Annotated in this window: 20 protein-coding genes; 13 read left to right on the top strand and 7 right to left on the bottom strand. The window is 37.0% G+C overall.

Annotated elements, in window-relative coordinates:
* Positions 1-5: 5 nt before the first annotated feature.
* The 9 genes from gspF to D1094_RS03285 are packed head-to-tail and all read left to right on the top strand — an operon-like array spanning position 6 to position 7,040.
* On the top strand, positions 6-1,238 hold the full coding sequence (gene gspF / locus D1094_RS03325; RefSeq protein ID WP_118958622.1) for a type II secretion system inner membrane protein GspF: 1,233 nt from the start codon (positions 6-8) through the stop codon (positions 1,236-1,238).
* Between the two features lie 57 nt (positions 1,239-1,295).
* Entirely contained in the window at positions 1,296-1,727 is a 432-nt protein-coding gene (gspG, locus tag D1094_RS03320) for a type II secretion system major pseudopilin GspG (RefSeq protein ID WP_118958621.1), read from the top strand.
* Positions 1,728-1,771: 44 nt separating this feature from the next.
* Entirely contained in the window at positions 1,772-2,392 is a 621-nt protein-coding gene (gene gspH / locus D1094_RS03315; RefSeq protein WP_118958620.1) for a type II secretion system minor pseudopilin GspH, read from the top strand.
* Positions 2,382-2,768, top strand: coding sequence for a type II secretion system minor pseudopilin GspI (gene gspI, locus D1094_RS03310; RefSeq protein WP_118958619.1), 387 nt, complete (start codon positions 2,382-2,384; stop codon positions 2,766-2,768). The genes gspH and gspI overlap by 11 nt, the downstream gene beginning before the upstream one ends.
* Positions 2,768-3,430 carry a type II secretion system minor pseudopilin GspJ gene (gene gspJ, locus D1094_RS03305; protein ID WP_118958618.1) on the top strand — a complete coding sequence of 221 codons (663 nt, stop codon included), beginning with the start codon at positions 2,768-2,770 and terminating at the stop codon, positions 3,428-3,430. The genes gspI and gspJ overlap by 1 nt, the downstream gene beginning before the upstream one ends.
* On the top strand, positions 3,420-4,496 hold the full coding sequence (gene gspK, locus D1094_RS03300) for a type II secretion system minor pseudopilin GspK (RefSeq protein WP_118958617.1): 1,077 nt from the start codon (positions 3,420-3,422) through the stop codon (positions 4,494-4,496). Before gspJ ends, gspK begins: the two co-directional genes overlap by 11 nt.
* Entirely contained in the window at positions 4,496-5,767 is a 1,272-nt protein-coding gene (gene gspL / locus D1094_RS03295) for a type II secretion system protein GspL (RefSeq protein WP_118958616.1), read from the top strand. Before gspK ends, gspL begins: the two co-directional genes overlap by 1 nt.
* Positions 5,767-6,237: a type II secretion system protein GspM gene (gspM, locus tag D1094_RS03290; protein ID WP_118958615.1), complete on the top strand. Its 471-nt coding sequence runs from the start codon at positions 5,767-5,769 to the stop codon at positions 6,235-6,237. The genes gspL and gspM overlap by 1 nt, the downstream gene beginning before the upstream one ends.
* 50 nt (positions 6,238-6,287) lie before the next feature.
* Positions 6,288-7,040: a type II secretion system protein N gene (locus tag D1094_RS03285; RefSeq protein WP_118958614.1), complete on the top strand. Its 753-nt coding sequence runs from the start codon at positions 6,288-6,290 to the stop codon at positions 7,038-7,040.
* A gap of 48 nt (positions 7,041-7,088) precedes the next feature.
* On the opposite strand, the gene yrfG is transcribed toward D1094_RS03285, so the two are convergent.
* Positions 7,089-7,763 (bottom strand): GMP/IMP nucleotidase, encoded by a 675-nt coding sequence (gene yrfG / locus D1094_RS03280; RefSeq protein WP_118958613.1) that lies wholly within the window; start codon positions 7,761-7,763, stop codon positions 7,089-7,091.
* 75 nt (positions 7,764-7,838) lie between these two features.
* On the opposite strand from yrfG, the gene nudE reads away from it, so the two are divergent.
* The 3 genes from nudE (at position 7,839) to D1094_RS03265 (ending at position 10,307) form a co-directional block, all read left to right on the top strand.
* A complete protein-coding gene (gene nudE / locus D1094_RS03275) occupies positions 7,839-8,390 on the top strand; it encodes an ADP compounds hydrolase NudE (protein ID WP_118958612.1) in 552 nt (183 codons plus the stop codon).
* Positions 8,391-8,393: 3 nt separating this feature from the next.
* The gene (gene cysQ, locus D1094_RS03270; RefSeq protein WP_118958611.1) at positions 8,394-9,212 is read left to right on the top strand and encodes a 3'(2'),5'-bisphosphate nucleotidase CysQ; all 819 of its coding nucleotides are present in this window, start codon (positions 8,394-8,396) and stop codon (positions 9,210-9,212) included.
* Between the two features lie 297 nt (positions 9,213-9,509).
* Positions 9,510-10,307 carry a DUF1338 domain-containing protein gene (locus D1094_RS03265; RefSeq protein ID WP_118958610.1) on the top strand — a complete coding sequence of 266 codons (798 nt, stop codon included), beginning with the start codon at positions 9,510-9,512 and terminating at the stop codon, positions 10,305-10,307.
* A 56-nt stretch (positions 10,308-10,363) separates the two neighbouring features.
* On the opposite strand, the gene D1094_RS03260 is transcribed toward D1094_RS03265, so the two are convergent.
* Positions 10,364-11,134: an ABC transporter substrate-binding protein gene (locus D1094_RS03260; protein ID WP_182440080.1), complete on the bottom strand. Its 771-nt coding sequence runs from the start codon at positions 11,132-11,134 to the stop codon at positions 10,364-10,366.
* Between the two features lie 153 nt (positions 11,135-11,287).
* Between D1094_RS03260 and D1094_RS03255 the strand changes: the two genes are divergently transcribed.
* Positions 11,288-11,455, top strand: a complete 168-nt coding sequence (locus tag D1094_RS03255; RefSeq protein ID WP_259337800.1) for a DUF3545 family protein — start codon at positions 11,288-11,290, stop codon at positions 11,453-11,455.
* A 48-nt stretch (positions 11,456-11,503) separates the two neighbouring features.
* Here the strand turns inward: D1094_RS03255 and D1094_RS03250 are convergent, their stop codons facing one another.
* The 5 genes from D1094_RS03250 to D1094_RS03235 all read right to left on the bottom strand — a co-directional run bounded on the left by D1094_RS03250 (position 11,504) and on the right by D1094_RS03235 (position 14,865).
* Positions 11,504-11,749 carry a YheU family protein gene (locus D1094_RS03250; RefSeq protein ID WP_118958608.1) on the bottom strand — a complete coding sequence of 82 codons (246 nt, stop codon included), beginning with the start codon at positions 11,747-11,749 and terminating at the stop codon, positions 11,504-11,506.
* Entirely contained in the window at positions 11,746-12,738 is a 993-nt protein-coding gene (locus tag D1094_RS03245) for a hydrolase (RefSeq protein WP_118958607.1), read from the bottom strand. Before D1094_RS03245 ends, D1094_RS03250 begins: the two co-directional genes overlap by 4 nt.
* A 221-nt stretch (positions 12,739-12,959) precedes the next feature.
* A complete protein-coding gene (locus D1094_RS03240) occupies positions 12,960-13,646 on the bottom strand; it encodes a flagellin (RefSeq protein ID WP_118958606.1) in 687 nt (228 codons plus the stop codon).
* A 287-nt stretch (positions 13,647-13,933) separates the two neighbouring features.
* Positions 13,934-14,062, bottom strand: a complete 129-nt coding sequence (locus D1094_RS18825; RefSeq protein WP_259337799.1) for a hypothetical protein — start codon at positions 14,060-14,062, stop codon at positions 13,934-13,936.
* Between the two features lie 101 nt (positions 14,063-14,163).
* Entirely contained in the window at positions 14,164-14,865 is a 702-nt protein-coding gene (locus D1094_RS03235; RefSeq protein ID WP_259337798.1) for a tetratricopeptide repeat protein, read from the bottom strand.
* Positions 14,866-14,903 lie beyond the last annotated feature (38 nt).

Genomic DNA, 14,903 nt, shown 5'->3' with positions numbered 1-14,903 from the left:
AGGTTATGGCAGCTTTTGATTATCAAGCCGTAGATCAAAAAGGCAAAACTAAAAAAGGAGTTATCGAAGGTGATACTCCAAGGCAAGTGCGTTCACTGCTTAGAGAGCAAGGTTTAATTCCATTAGAAGTGACGGCGACATTAGCTAAAAGTAAAAATGATTCAGGTAAAAGTAGTTCAGTACTTCGAGGTTCAGGGGGTAAAGTCTCTGCGACTGATTTAGCGTTAATTACCCGTCAGTTGGCAACATTAGTAGAGTCAGGCTTACCACTTGAAGAGTCATTGATAGCTGTTGCTGAGCAATGTGATAACAATCGTATTAAAAGTATGATTATGGGGGTGCGTAGTAAAGTTACCGAAGGTTATGGCTTAGCGGAAAGTATGGCCGAATACCCTAAAATATTTAATCGATTATATCGTGCTATGGTTGCTGCGGGTGAAAAGTCAGGTCATTTAGATAAAGTATTAAACCGTTTAGCTGATTACACCGAGCAGCGTCAACAGATGCGCTCGCAACTTATTCAAGCACTTGTTTATCCTATTATTATGACCGTTGTAGCCGTCGGTGTTATTGCGGTGTTACTAACAGCGGTTGTGCCAAAAATTGTCGGTCAATTTGAACATATGGGTGAAAATTTACCCTCAACAACCCAGTTTTTGATCGCAAGTAGTGATTTCCTAAGAGATTATGGTTTGTTTATTGTGATTCTGATTGCGTTAGCGATGCTTGTTTTTTCTCAGTTAATGAAAAAGCCCACCTTTAAGTTAGCTTTTCATCAGAAAGTGTTAAAAATTCCCGGAATAGGTAAAGTGGCTCGTGGCGTTAATACGGCAAGGTTTGCACGAACGTTAAGTATATTAACCGCAAGCGCCGTACCTTTACTGGAAAGTATGAGGATTTCAGGTGAAGTGCTTGATAACTTGTTTATGAAGCAAGAAGTAAAATCAGCGGCTGATAAAGTTAGAGAAGGTGCGAGTTTGCGTGTTTCTTTAGAACAAACCAAACTTTTTCCACCTATGATGCTTCATATGATAGCCAGCGGTGAAAAAAGTGGTCAGTTAGAGCATATGCTTGGTAGAGCGGCTGATAACCAAGATAGAGAGTTTGAAGCCTTAGTCAGTATTTCATTGAAGGCTTTTGAACCTGCATTAATGGTAGGTATGGCAGGCGTAGTGTTATTTATTGTTATGGCAATATTACAACCAATTTTACAGCTGAACACTTTAGTGGGCGGCTAAGTAATTAAAAGAACAAATAATCAATTTTTAGATTTACAGCGCAAATAGGAAAAGAATATGAATAAATCAACTAACCAAGGTTTTACCTTACTTGAGGTTATGGTAGTTATCGTAATTTTAGGCATTTTAGCCAGTATGGTCGTACCTAACTTAATGGGTAGCCAAGAGCGAGCAAATATGCAAAAAGCGGTGTCAGATGTTACTGCTTTAGAAACATCGTTAAGTTTATATAAAATGGATAATTACGACTATCCTACTACAGAACAAGGCTTAGAGGCATTAGTTGTTCAAACAGATATTGAGCCATTACCACGTCGTTTTCCTGAAGATGGTTATATAAAGCGTTTACCTAAAGATCCTTGGGGAAATGAATACGTATTATTAAATCCGGGTGAGCAAAGTAAAATGGATGTGTTTTCTGTGGGACCTGATGGTGAAGCAGGAACAGAAGATGATATTGGTAACTGGAATTTAGCGGATTACCAGTAAGCTTCTTACGCAGCCTAATTATTTAGGCTGCTAGCTTTAACTCTATGTTAACCGTTAATAGAATACTCAACAAAAATAAAGGCTTCACTTTAATTGAAGTGATGGTTGTTGTGGTACTTATTGGTATCATTGCGAGTTCTATCCAATTTAATTTTTTTGGCGAAAGACCAGAGGACGTACTCAAAAAAAGTAGTTATCAATTTGCTGCTATTTTTGAAACAGCCGCAGATTATGGAATGCTGAATAATATTGAATTAGGCTTGGTTATTAATGAAGATAACTATCAGTTTTTAGGGTACGACGGGGTGAAGTGGTCTGAAATAGCTGAACAAGATTGGTTAACGAAAGGACAACTGCCATCACAAGTTGAAATGAGCTTGCAACTTGATGACTTACCTATAGAAGAACCACTCCTTTTTGATTCAAGTATTATTCAAGAAAAAGATGAAGATGACTTCTCTGCTAGAGAAAAAGATGAGAAAGAAAAAAAACTCATCCCTCAAGTTTATATACTTTCAGGCGGTGACATTACGCCATTTAGTTTAACTTTTTCCTATAACGAAGAAGCATCCCTTATCAATGATGTTGATGATTTAGCCTATCGTGTTAGCGGACTATACAGTATTCCCCTTACCATAGAAGGGCCTACGTTAGATGAAGAGTAATTCGCTTAACCTGTTGCGAGGGTTTACATTAATTGAGGTAATGTTAGCGATGGCTATATTTGCTATTGCAGGTGTTGCATTATTAGGTGCAGCAGATAATAACTATCGTCATATTAGTCATCTAGATGAGAAAATGTTTGCTAATTGGGTCGCATCAAATCAAATGGTTGCGGCAAAACTAGATACAACTTGGCCGCCTAAAAATAATAAGAAAGGCGAAGTAGAGTTAGCGAGTCGCACGTGGTATTGGCAGCAAAAAGTGATTAAAACCGCGAATAATGAAATGCGTGCCTTAGTGATGGAAGTGCGAGCTAAAGAAGATGATGAATTTCCAGTAACAAGTATTATGACCTATGTAGCTCAGGATAAACCTTAATGAATAGGGTTATTGGCGGTGTAATAAACAATATGAAGCGAGGGCAAGGTTTTACTTTGCTCGAAGTGTTAATAGCCATCGCTATTTTTGCTGTAGTGGGTTTAGCAAGCTTTACTATTTTTGATACCGTGCAACGAGGCGATGAAACATCAAAATTACGTAGCGAGAGACAAAATGAGTTACAGCGAGCTTTTATCCTTGTGGAGAGAGACTTAAACCAACTGGCTCGTCGTTCCATAAGAATTAACGGCGAGTCACCAAGTAAGCAATATTTGCAAACCGCTGAAGAAAGTTTTTTAGATAATGAACAAGCCTTGGCTTTTGTTCGCCATGGTTGGACAAACCCAGGGATGTTGCTACCTCGTAGTGAATTACAAGCTGTTGCTTATCGTTTAAGAGATGAGACTTTTGAACGTTTGCATTATAACTTTGTTGATGCTGTTGTCGGTGAAGAGCCAAAGGTACGGCCATTAATCAGCGCAGTCGATGGAATGTCATTTGAATATTATGATGGTAAAGAATGGCAAGACAAGTGGCCTAAGCAAACATTACCACAAGCTATTGCTATTGAAATTGATACTCAAGACTTTGGTTTGATTCGTCGCCAATTTTTAGTGGCAGGCGAATCAGTGCCAGCTAGAGAAAATCAAAATGATCGGTAAACATAAACAACAAGGCGTTGCTTTGATTACCGTGATGCTCATTGTCGCTTTGGCGGCTATTATTGCCGCGCAGATGACGACTCGTTTACAAATGCAAATGCAACGTAGCGTTAATATAAGTACTAATCAACAAGCCTATTGGTATGCTATGGGCGCTGAAGAGTTTACTAAGCGCGTGCTAATCACTGCTTTCAAAGATGATAAAGATGTGACTCACTTAGGGCAAATATGGGCACAGGAAGAAACAACATACCCTGTTGAATACGGTGAAATATCAGGTCAAATAACGGATTTGCAAAGCTGCTTTAATTTAAATGCGTTAGCCTCTGATAAGTCAGGGTCTAATAACGCGAGTGATAATAATTCAGATGATAACCGTAAAGATAGTGGCTCGGGTGCCAATAATAATGGCAATAGTGATGGTACAAACGACGGTAAAAAAGCTGTCAACACGAAAAATATTTTAAAGGAATTAATTGTTTCATTAAACGTAGATGGTATTGGTGAATTTGAAGCTGAGTCAATGACAGACGCATTAACAGATTGGTTAGATGCCGATGGTTTTATAACGGGTACAAGTGGTGCAGAAGACGACGACTACGCCTCAAGAGAGTTCCCTTACTTAGCAGCAAATAATTACTTAGCAAGTGTTAGTGAGTTGAGAGTTATAGAGCATTTTACTCCGCAGGTTATTACCGCGTTAAAACCTTATGTTTGTGTGCTAGAGAATACTAATTTACATAAGATTAATATTAATACACTCTCAGCAGAACAACCTGAGTTATTGCAGGCTTTATTATCTTCTAGCATTGATGACGCACAGCAAATATTATCGGCTCGAGGCGAAGAAGGTTTTGAAAGTTTGGAAGATTTTTACAATTTACCCGAGCTGAATAAAATAAAGCTCTCTGAAGAACAAAAAAAGCAGTTTGTTGTTGATAGTGATTACTTTAAACTAAGAGCGAAAACCAGTTTTAATAATAGCTATTTTACGTTGAATTCTGTAATGCAAGTTACTGATGATCAGCAAATAAATATAATAAGTCGTACCATAGGACAAAACTAGTGGCAGAAACATTATACATCCGCCTTGGCAGTAAAAAACAAGCAGTCGTTCATTGGCTCATATTGTCTGATAATGGCGAAGAAATTATTGCCAGCGGAGAATTAAAAAGTGCTGAGCAATTAAATGATTTATCTGAAAAGGCCCGTCAGCGCCAAGTCAATGTGCTTGTGCCTAGTTGCGATGTTGTATTAAAACGTTTGACCGTGCCTGGTAAGTCACAACGCGCAGTTAAATTAGCTGTTCCGTATATGCTTGAAGAAGATCTTGCACAAGATGTTGAAGAATTATTTTTCGCTTACGCTGACTTACCTGCAGATGAACAAGGTCATAACTGCTATACCGCGATAGTCGCTCATGAACAGATGCAAGCATGGAAATCTTGGTTAGTTGATGCAAACATCAATACCAAGTCAATGCTACCTGAAGTATTAGCGATGCCATTATTAGCGGAGCAATGGAGTGCCATTGCTTTAGAGCAAAGCGATGATACGCAGGTAATTGTTAGACAAGGCGCTTGGCAAGGCTTTACTCTTGATGCTATGACTTGGCAATTACAGTGTCACAGTTTACATGTTGATGACAGTGAAGAAGAGAGCATTCATATTGCCGCATACTCTCCACTTGCGCACACTGAAAAGTTAACGATTAATGCAATGCCAGAAGAATTACCGTTAGCTTTGTTAGCAAAGCATTATTCACAGTCTACATTTAACTTACTTCAAGGTGACTACAAAGTTAAAAGTGAGCATAGCATGGCATTCAAACACTGGATGTCGGTCGCTGCAATGGCGGTATGCGCGGTATTACTTACTTTTGCTTACAAGGGCACACAGCTATGGCAACTGAATAGCCAAGTTGCTAATACTGAACAAGCCATTGTTGATAGTTACAAGAAAGCTTTTCCAAAAACAAAACGTGTTAGGGTCTCTACAATTAAGTCTCAGCTGAATCAAAAACTGGCTCAATTAGGTGGAGCAAATGACAGTGAAGGTTTTTTAGCGATGCTAGCTAAAGTACAACCTGCTTTTACTCAAGTTTCTCAATTGAAGCCTAACTCTTTAAAATTTGATGGCAAAAGACAAGAGTTGCGAATTCAAGCATTAGCTGACAGTTATCAGCATTTTGAACAATTTAAAGCAGCGTTGGAAAAAACAGGGCTTTCTATTAAACAAGGCGCTCAAAATAACCAAGGTGATAAAGTTAGTGGGTCGTTTAGTATTGTCAACAAACGCTCTCGTCAGTCTAATTCAAACACTAGAGGTGGAAACTAATGAAGGCTTGGTGGCAGCAATTAAATATTAGAGAGCAGCGTTTAGTCGCTACGATGGGTTTTGCAGTATTAGTATTTATTATTTATAGCCTGATATGGCAGCCGTTGAATGACAGTTTATTGCAATCTCAAAGTAAATTGAAAAGGCAGCAAAGTTTATTAACGTGGGTACAAGAAAATACTCAGCATTATCAAAATGCGAAAAAAAATAACTCAGGTAAAAAGAGTAGTGGGAGCTTATCAAGTATTATTAATCGTAGTGCTAACGGGCATCAAATTACTATCACTCGTATGCAACCTCAAGGTGACGATTTACAAGTGTGGATAGATAGTGCGCCATTTACTCAACTGTTATTTTGGTTAGAACACTTAGCTAATAATGAAGGTCTACAAGTTAAGTCGATTGATTTATCTAAAGGTGAACGCGCTGGTGAAGTTAAAGTAAGACGATTGCAGTTAGCAAAGCGATAATGGGCAGGTTACTGAAACCCAATAGTAAATTATTAAATTAGAGATTTTTCATGAAGAAGTACTTTAGCTATGGCGCATTGTTTTTATGCTTATTCCTAACATTTTTATTGGCCTCAATGCCAGCAACTTTTGTTTTAGGGCAAGTAAAGTTACCTAAAAACATAAGCCTTTCTAGTGTCTCAGGCACTGTTTGGAATATGGATGTTGAGCAAGCAATCATTGCTGATACTACCCTAAACCAAGTTAATGCACGTTTAAGTTTTTGGTCATTGTTGACTTTATCACCAAGTGTAACGGTCACGTTTGGGAACCCATTAATTGCAGGGCCAGAAGGAATATTAACCGTTGATATTTCTCAAGAGCGTTTGTTGCTAACTAACGTTGATGTATTAGTTAAAGCAAATGTTATTGCTCAGCAGGTTAGTTTGCCTTTGCCTTTAACAGCTAAAGGCGATGTTGAAGTGATTCTTTCAGAGATGATTATTGATTTAGCCAATAATAATGCTTGTTTGCAAGCACAAGGTAATATTACATGGCAAAGTGCTGGGGTTATCGCTTTAGAGCAAAATATTAAACTTAATCAATTGGCTGCCACTATTGGCTGCGAAAATAAAGCTATCTCAATAACGGTTGATCCTAAAAATGATTTAGGATTAACTTTTAGTGCTTATATTCAAGGTCAAGGTGCTATTTCAGGACAAGGTCATTTATTGCCAGGGAATAAATTCCCTGCAGAATTGAAGCAAGCACTACCTTTTATTGGTAGAGCAGACAATGAAGGTCGATACCGCTTGAGTTTTTAACGCTAAAACACATAACTTTTCATCGATAGCTATTTATGTTGTAGTATTTTATATCATCGGTGTCGCGAGTATATCTTTTACAAACTCATAAAAGTTAGTTGTTGCAGGAAAGTCGGTAATAATATTATCGGCTTTTTTACTGTCTGGGTTTGCGACAGCAAGTAAGTGCTTAATGCCAAACCGTTGCGCTGAAGCGAGTATATTAACACTATCATCAATGAATAATGTTCTATTCGTGTCAAAACCTTGCTTGGTTTGTAGTCGTTGCCATAACTGTTGTGATTCTTTGGTTGCGCCAAATTCATGGGTTGAATACAGCACATCAAAATACTTATCTAACCGTGTTCGTTCTACTTTTAGTGATAATGCATCAGGGTGAGCGTTAGTGACCAAAATAACTTCTCTACCGCTGTCTTTTAAGGCCACTAAAAAGTCGTGAGCATCTTCTCTTAATTGTATTAAATGTTGTATCTCGCGTTTAAGCGTTTTGATAGGCAATTGCGTTTTTTCTTGCCAATAATCCAAGCAATACCATTCAATTGTGCCAATAACTGATTGATAATCTGATTTTAATTCATCTTTTGCTTGCTCGACGCTTATAGACATTTTTTCGCTATATCGCATGGGTAAGTGTTCTAACCAAAAGTGGTTATCAAAATGTAAATCAAGGATAGTACCGTCCATATCAATAAGCACGGTTGAAATTTCTGCCCAATTAAGCATTTAGCGGTTCCAATAGAGATGATTATCGTGTCATTATAGCGATATAAAAGGAATGTATTAAATTGTTTTAAGCAAATGACCATTAAAAACCAATTACCTGAAATTAATGCACAAAAGATAGTAGCCAAAAGTCAGTTATTTTCTATTGAGCAACTTGATTTAACCTTTAGCAATGGTGAGAAGCGACTCTATGAACGAATGGTTGGTTCAGGGCGCGGTGCAGTAATGATTGTACCTATGCTAGATAATGATACCTTGTTATTAGTTAGGGAGTATTGCGCGGGAACTCACAGCTATATGCTTGGTTTTCCTAAAGGGTTAATTGATGAGGGAGAAACGGCTGAAGTTGCTGCAAATAGAGAACTACAAGAAGAGATAGCTTATGGTAGCGACTCGTTAACCTCGATAACTCAATTATTAATGGCCCCAGCTTTTTTTAATGCAAAAATGGATATTTTTTTAGCGACTGATTTGTATAAGTCTTCTTTACTAGGTGATGAGCCAGAGCCATTAGAGGTGGTTACTTGGCCCATTAAAGATTACCAAAAGTTATTGCAGCAAGCAGACTTTAGAGAAGCCAGAAGCATTGCTGCACTAATGTTAGTTGTAGATAAACTAAGAGGCTAGCCAATGAGTAATGAAAAGTTATTAAACATCGCCTTAGAAAGTGCCAAGAAAGCAGGTACTGAAGTTATGAAGTATTATCGGCAAGGAAATTATACTGCTGAAGTTAAAGCTGATCAGAGCCCTGTTACCAGCGCTGATATTGCATCAAATGATATTTTGATGGATCAATTACGTACATTAACACCGAATATTCCAATTATCTCTGAAGAAGTTGGTGCATTACCTCTTGAAGCTCGCAAATCTTGGGATAGATATTGGTTGCTCGATCCCATTGATGGTACGGGTGAGTTTATTATTGGTAGTGGTGATTTTGCAGTCAATATTGCTTTAGTTGAACAAGGTTGGCCAACGATTGGAGTAATACATGCCCCCGATCATTGCTTAACTTATTACGGACAAAAAAATCTTGGGGCTTTTAAAGATAATCTTCAAGCAAGTCATGCAATTGAAGTTGCCAAATACACAAGTGATCGAGCAATAAAAGTCGCGATTAGTCGCAGGCAACAACTTGAGTTAATGGGGCAATACCTCAATAAAGACTATCAGTTTGATTATGTTGCCCTAGGAAGCTGTTCATTAAAGAACTGCCTGATTGCTGAAGGCGGTGCTGACTGTTATATAAGAATCGGTGTTACGGGTGAATGGGATACGGGCGCAAGTCAATGTATTCTGGAACAAGCTGGTGGTGATATTTTGGATAGTGAATTTCAGCCACTTAGCTATAACAAAAGAGAAAGTCTCTCTAATCCTGATTTTTATAGTTTAGGCTCTCGAGATTTTGCTTGGCAAAAAATAATTAAACCCCATCGCCAGCATTATTAGTACATCTTGTGTTGCTTGCTCAGCAAAATCAGCTTAAAATATGTGCTTACATGTTATTGGGGTGTTAATACACCCTCAACTTAACAACGATTAATATTTGGTTATGCACGCAAATTCATTTTTATTTTATAACCCCACAAAGCAAGCAGGCGTTCGTCCTAACTTCTTTAAAAATATTGATCAAATCTAATTTTGATGGATAGCGATTGCTGTCATCAAAAATATCTAGTTATTTTCTCGATGGTTATTGCTATTAGCACTATTATTTAATTATTTATATATAACGAGAGAAATACCATGACAGCAAATGTAACCGCACTATTTGATAATATTTGGCAACAGTATATTGAAGTTACCCCTTCAGCGAAGAGTATCCAGGCGCTATTGGGTAATGGAAATGATGTTATTAATGATCATGTTGCTTATCGTACTTTTAATAATGAAAAAGTAGGATTACAAACTCTAGCTAAACACTTAATCGCGCTAGGTTACACAGAATGTGGTCAATACGACTTTGCGGCAAAAAAATTAACTGCGAAACATTATGAGCACAGTGATGACACTATGCCTAAGGTATTTATCAGTGAATTACGCGTTGAAGAGTTCTCACCACAAGTACAACAGATAATTAATACATTAGTTGAACAATTACCTGAAAATGTAAGCGATCAAGAAAACTTCTTGTATTCAGGTAAGCAATGGCAAGTCAGTTCAGATGATTATCAAACCTTATTAGCTGAAAGTGAATATGCCGCATGGTTAGCTGCTTGGGGCTATCGTGCAAACCATTTCACGGTAAGCATTAATCATTTAGAAGGTTATGAAACCATTGAAGACGTGAATAATGCTCTTAAAGCGGCAGGATATTTACTGAATACTTCAGGCGGCGAAGTGAAAGGCAATGAAGCCGTAAAACTTGAACAATCTTCAACGTTAGCTGATAAGTCAAAAGTGAGCTTTACAGATAAAGTGTTAGAGATTCCTAGTTGTTTTTACGAGTTTGCTAAACGTTACCCGTTAGCAAATGGTGAGCTATATACTGGCTTTGTTGCTGCCTCTGCTGATAAAATCTTTGAAAGTACCGATGCAAAATAATTATCCTTGATAGTTATATTGTAGTTATAGATAAAGTGTTAACAATAGCCTGAATATTACTTATTAATTTTCAGGCTTTTTGTATTATTTATTTGGTACTTTTCTAGGATAGCTTCAATGACACCTTCAGACTTTAATTGTGATAAAGCAGCATTAAATTTATTGATATCTATTGGTGCGTTAGGAGAAATTGCTGCTTTAACAGGGTGAGAGCTAACGGTAAAAGGTAGTACTTTAAAACTTTCAGGGTTTTGAGAGGTCTTTAAATAATAATTTATTAATACATTAGCGCCTACTAAGCTATCAATACGATTTAATGAAAGGCGGATAAAGTTAACCTCTAGAGTACTCACGTCATAGCGGACAAAAAATTTATCATCAAAATATGGTTGCAAATTAGCATAGCGGTAACCTCTTATCGTGCCTAAAGTCATACCTCGTAAGTCTTCAATTTTATTAAAGGTTTTAGGATTATCTTCTCTAACAACCACTAAGTCTTGTTCATAAAAAATTTCGTCACTCCATTGTAGTTTTTCGCTATTGCTTAACCAATCGGGATTACTAAATAGGACTATATGAATATCATTATTTTCTAAGTAGCGTTCGATGCGTTGACGAGGAATTTTTACATACTCGATATTAAGATCTAAAAAAGCAGCAAGCTCCGTAGATATATCTTTTATTAGGCCGGCACTTAATTTGTCTGACTCTTCTATGGCGTAGGGAGCTCCGTCATTATCACCATATGCGAGCAATATGGTCAGATCTTTATTTGCCCATGCTTGCGAGCTAACAAATAATAAGACCACCCCTAATTTAATAAACATGCAAAATTTCATAAGCCACCTACCCATTATTTTAAGTATAGGCTAATAGCGATTGAGGTAAAGTTTTCTTCATTTTTTCATAACATTTCCTTCATCGATTAGTCATATTGATTCAGTAAATTTTCTCTACTTTCGTATTGAAGAGGATTATCAATGATGGAATCTTATGAGTGGATAGAACAGGAATATTCAGACCAAATGGAATTACTAGAACAAAAATCTAAAAGAAAAATTAAACAACGAAAAAGAAAATGGCGTGAAATTGAAGCAATAAAAGAGCAACAGCGGCTAAAAAGAGAATTAGAGTTTTTTCAAGACTGAGCGACTACCATTGAACATAGCCTTAGATAAAGGGGCTTGATTTTCTTTCTATTGAAAGTCAACTTCTTCGTTTTGGGCTCGTTCAAACTGATCTTTTGGTAAGATATTTACACTCTCATATAGTTCAGAATAAACGAGAACAACACTTCCTTGAATAAGGAGGTTTTTAACATGCTGGACTTTTGTTTCTTTGCTAGTTTCCATGGCATCAAATTCAGTATCTTCTCTTAATACATAGTCTTCAATGACTGCGGTAAGTGTTTCATTGTCGAGTTGTTCAAAAGGAATGATCATGCAGTAGCGTTTCTCTGTGTAATGATAAATTGCGCGAGGTAATTCAAAGTACGATGTTCTAACCAAAACTTTGGCTTGAAGGGGTTTTTTCCGTAAATGAATCCTACATGACCACCGCCATTGGACACTTCAAAGGTAATATTACTTGGAAGAATCTTTGTCGGTAATGTGCTTTGATGGCATAAGAAAGGATCATCAGCGGCGTGTATAAATAAGCAAGGCTGTTTGATTTGGTTTAAAACTTGTTTCCCGCTCGATTTTTCGTAGTAATCTTCTGCATTATCAAAGCCATTGAGTGGCGCAGTTATACTGTTATCGAACTCTTTAATATTCTTAATTGCCTTGATTTGTTCTTTGGTTATATCTCTAATTAACTTCGCTTTAACTTTCACTAGGGTACTCGCTTTTAACATATCGAGTAAATATTTCTGGTAAAGTTTTGAAAAGCCTTTATTAATACGAGCGCTACAACTAGCTAAGTCTAAAGGTGCGCAAATTACAGTGGCAGCTTTATATGGGTTGTTCGGCTCTTGAGCAAGGTACTTAGTTAAGACATTGCCACCAAGAGAAAAGCCAAGAATAGATAGTTCAGTTTTTGAATAGCGGGAATGAAGCAACTTGGTTAAATAAGATAAGTCACGAGTGTCACCAGAATGGTAGGAATTGGCTTTTCTATTTGTCATTTTACCGCAGCCACGAAAATGCATTAATACACCAATCCAGCCTTTAGACTTAATCGCAGCTAACATTCTGTTTGCATAATGACTGTCTTTGGAGCCTTCTAAACCATGTAAAACAACCGTAATAGGTTTACTATTGCTTGACGTTGGTACTTCTGTCCAAGCTAATTCAATGAAGTCGCCATCAGGTAATTCGATATTCTCTGGAAAAGTAGCAATAGGATTTCGTCGAAATAATTTCGCACCAAGTGTTTGCATATGCGGATTAGTTAACCACCAAGCGGGTTTAAATTGACTAGTTTGATGCATAAATAAATATCGAGAAAATATAAATACCAATAATGGCATTATTTTAACAGTTGTATCGTGTAATAGATAATAATGGATTAATTTGGTACTAACTTAATCTACATTTGGTTTGTAATACACTTAACTTTCTAAAAAATCATGGAAAAATTAAAGCGCCTCTAGCGTGATAGTTTTAGTTTATCTAAAGCTAATGTTTTAACAGCACTATTAGCTAGGTTATTTTAAATAAGCTTATTGAATAAAAGCCCTTTACGCTCTTCTTCGTTCTTTTTACTAATGATGGCTGCTTGTAGAAGGATGTCATTTTTTGCTTGTTCACTGGTAGCACTGGCAAAATCGGACTCTTCAATACGAGAACGAGATGCGCTGACATTGACAACAGCGGTGTCATAGGTTGCTACTTGACTAATTAACGCGTTGCTCTGTGCACCTAGTACACTAGATGATTCACCAACAATAGCCGCGGTATCTTGAATAATGGTTTGTGTGGCAACTGGGTCGGCAGCATCTAACCCTGAAATAAAATTATCTTGCCCTAATACATCACTGGCAATCACATTAATTTCTTCAGTAATTTGAGTCAACTCCCCTTGTATAGCTTCGTTGTCGTAAAGTGGGTTCCCTGACTGTACCGATAGAACTGCAGCCCGCTCTAAGTTGTCAGTAATAGAAGACAGCGCGCCTGCTTGAACATTATTAAGATTAACCTGATCTTGAGCATTAAAACTTAATTGCTCATTCTGATTTATTTGACTAGTTAAGCGATTAGCTATTTGTAAGCCCGCTGCATCATCAGCAGCCGAGTTAATACGCTTGCCTGAAGCGAGCTTCTCATCTTGTTCTTCGCGTTGCTTTGCTAAACGTTCAATAAAACTTAAGTTAGTTGATGATTGATTAATTGAGATCATAGATACATCCGTATTGATACAAGCACAAACACATCTAATTTTATTTAGATGCACTTGTATACGACTAAACCTAAGTTCGGGATAGTAGCTAGTGAGTTGTTATAACTACAAGTCTAACAATTTCAAACTGTTAACTTATCTCTTAACCCGAACTGAGATTACTTAGTAACTATTATAGCAGTTATATAGCGTTAATGCGGTTATTTTTTAAACAGTCCTTGTGTAATTATACCATTCCTCATAAAATAGGAGGTCATTTCTTTATGCGGAATGGTATCAAGGTAAACTTAGCTATCGTCTTGAATATGCTTTAAAAAGTAATAAATATAATAGGCACAGATTGCAAGTACAATTGTTAGTCCACCAAAAGAAAACATAACAACGGGGTCATTAGCTAACATTGATAAAAAGTTCATGGTGAGCTCCTTGGTATTTAAATTATTTTTGTTGTAGTTAAAGAATAATTCCTCAACAAAGCTAGTTTAAATAACCATCAATTTTAGCTAAATGACTTAGATCAAAGGAAACGTTTATTTTCACTTATTTTTGCTTTAATTTCTTGTTGCTCTAAAATTTTTTGATAGATTTGATTCGCTTTTTCACGCGCTAATAAAATTTTCTTTTTAGTGAGCGCTCTTTCATCGATTAAGCGACTTGTTTCTGCATCAGGGTAGCCATTCCAAGATGCGATGGTATTCCAAACATAAGACAATTCTGTACTTTTCTCTACACCTTTTCCTTCGCTATATAAAAGGGCTAAATTATATTGTGCCAATGCGAAATTGAGGTCTGCAGCACTAATATACCAGCGAGACGCTTTAAAATTATTTTGTTGAACGCCTTTGCCTTCGGCATACATTACGGCTAAATTAAATTGAGCACCAGCTAAGCCTTTTTTAGCGGCTTTTCTTGTTAACTGGTAAGCCATTTTTAGATCTTTTTTAACAACTTTTCCTTCGGTATAGAGTAGCGCTAACTCAAACTGTGCGTCAGGGTAGTTCCGTTCGGCAGATTTTTGAAACAATGCTAAAGCCTTCATTGCATCTTTAGGTACACCATGACCGTTTTTATACATCGTTGCCATGTAGTACTGTGCGGGAGCATATTGCTGTTCAACTAGTGGCATTAATAGCGCTTTAGCGGCTTGAAATTCACCTCTATTTAGCTCATAAATACCTTTTTTTAAATTACTACCTTCACTATATGATGAAAAGCTCATTGCGAAAGCCAGAACTATGAAGAAGAACGTTTTATGCA

It is taken from the genome of Colwellia sp. RSH04 (genome assembly GCF_003545765.1).
Classification (GTDB): Bacteria; Pseudomonadota; Gammaproteobacteria; order Enterobacterales; family Alteromonadaceae; genus Colwellia.
The sequence above is the reverse complement of the archived record's forward strand: the minus strand, read 5'-3'. Positions and strand labels throughout refer to the sequence as shown.

Excerpts from the sequence above, each read along its gene's own strand:
- gspF (WP_118958622.1), top strand. The coding sequence starts at position 6 with ATGGCAGCTTTTGATTATCAAGCCGTAGATCAAAAAGGCAAAACTAAA.
- gspG (WP_118958621.1), top strand. The coding sequence starts at position 1,296 with ATGAATAAATCAACTAACCAAGGTTTTACCTTACTTGAGGTTATGGTA.
- gspH (WP_118958620.1), top strand. The coding sequence starts at position 1,772 with ATGTTAACCGTTAATAGAATACTCAACAAAAATAAAGGCTTCACTTTA.
- gspI (WP_118958619.1), top strand. The coding sequence starts at position 2,382 with ATGAAGAGTAATTCGCTTAACCTGTTGCGAGGGTTTACATTAATTGAG.
- gspJ (WP_118958618.1), top strand. The coding sequence starts at position 2,768 with ATGAATAGGGTTATTGGCGGTGTAATAAACAATATGAAGCGAGGGCAA.
- gspK (WP_118958617.1), top strand. The coding sequence starts at position 3,420 with ATGATCGGTAAACATAAACAACAAGGCGTTGCTTTGATTACCGTGATG.
- gspM (WP_118958615.1), top strand. The coding sequence starts at position 5,767 with ATGAAGGCTTGGTGGCAGCAATTAAATATTAGAGAGCAGCGTTTAGTC.
- D1094_RS03285 (WP_118958614.1), top strand. The coding sequence starts at position 6,288 with ATGAAGAAGTACTTTAGCTATGGCGCATTGTTTTTATGCTTATTCCTA.
- yrfG (WP_118958613.1), bottom strand. The coding sequence starts at position 7,763 with ATGCTTAATTGGGCAGAAATTTCAACCGTGCTTATTGATATGGACGGT.
- nudE (WP_118958612.1), top strand. The coding sequence starts at position 7,839 with ATGACCATTAAAAACCAATTACCTGAAATTAATGCACAAAAGATAGTA.
- cysQ (WP_118958611.1), top strand. The coding sequence starts at position 8,394 with ATGAGTAATGAAAAGTTATTAAACATCGCCTTAGAAAGTGCCAAGAAA.
- D1094_RS03265 (WP_118958610.1), top strand. The coding sequence starts at position 9,510 with ATGACAGCAAATGTAACCGCACTATTTGATAATATTTGGCAACAGTAT.
- D1094_RS03260 (WP_182440080.1), bottom strand. The coding sequence starts at position 11,134 with ATGTTTATTAAATTAGGGGTGGTCTTATTATTTGTTAGCTCGCAAGCA.
- D1094_RS03255 (WP_259337800.1), top strand. The coding sequence starts at position 11,288 with ATGATGGAATCTTATGAGTGGATAGAACAGGAATATTCAGACCAAATG.
- D1094_RS03250 (WP_118958608.1), bottom strand. The coding sequence starts at position 11,749 with ATGATCATTCCTTTTGAACAACTCGACAATGAAACACTTACCGCAGTC.
- D1094_RS03245 (WP_118958607.1), bottom strand. The coding sequence starts at position 12,738 with ATGCATCAAACTAGTCAATTTAAACCCGCTTGGTGGTTAACTAATCCG.
- D1094_RS03240 (WP_118958606.1), bottom strand. The coding sequence starts at position 13,646 with ATGATCTCAATTAATCAATCATCAACTAACTTAAGTTTTATTGAACGT.
- D1094_RS18825 (WP_259337799.1), bottom strand. The coding sequence starts at position 14,062 with ATGAACTTTTTATCAATGTTAGCTAATGACCCCGTTGTTATGTTTTCT.
- D1094_RS03235 (WP_259337798.1), bottom strand. The coding sequence starts at position 14,865 with ATGAGCTTTTCATCATATAGTGAAGGTAGTAATTTAAAAAAAGGTATT.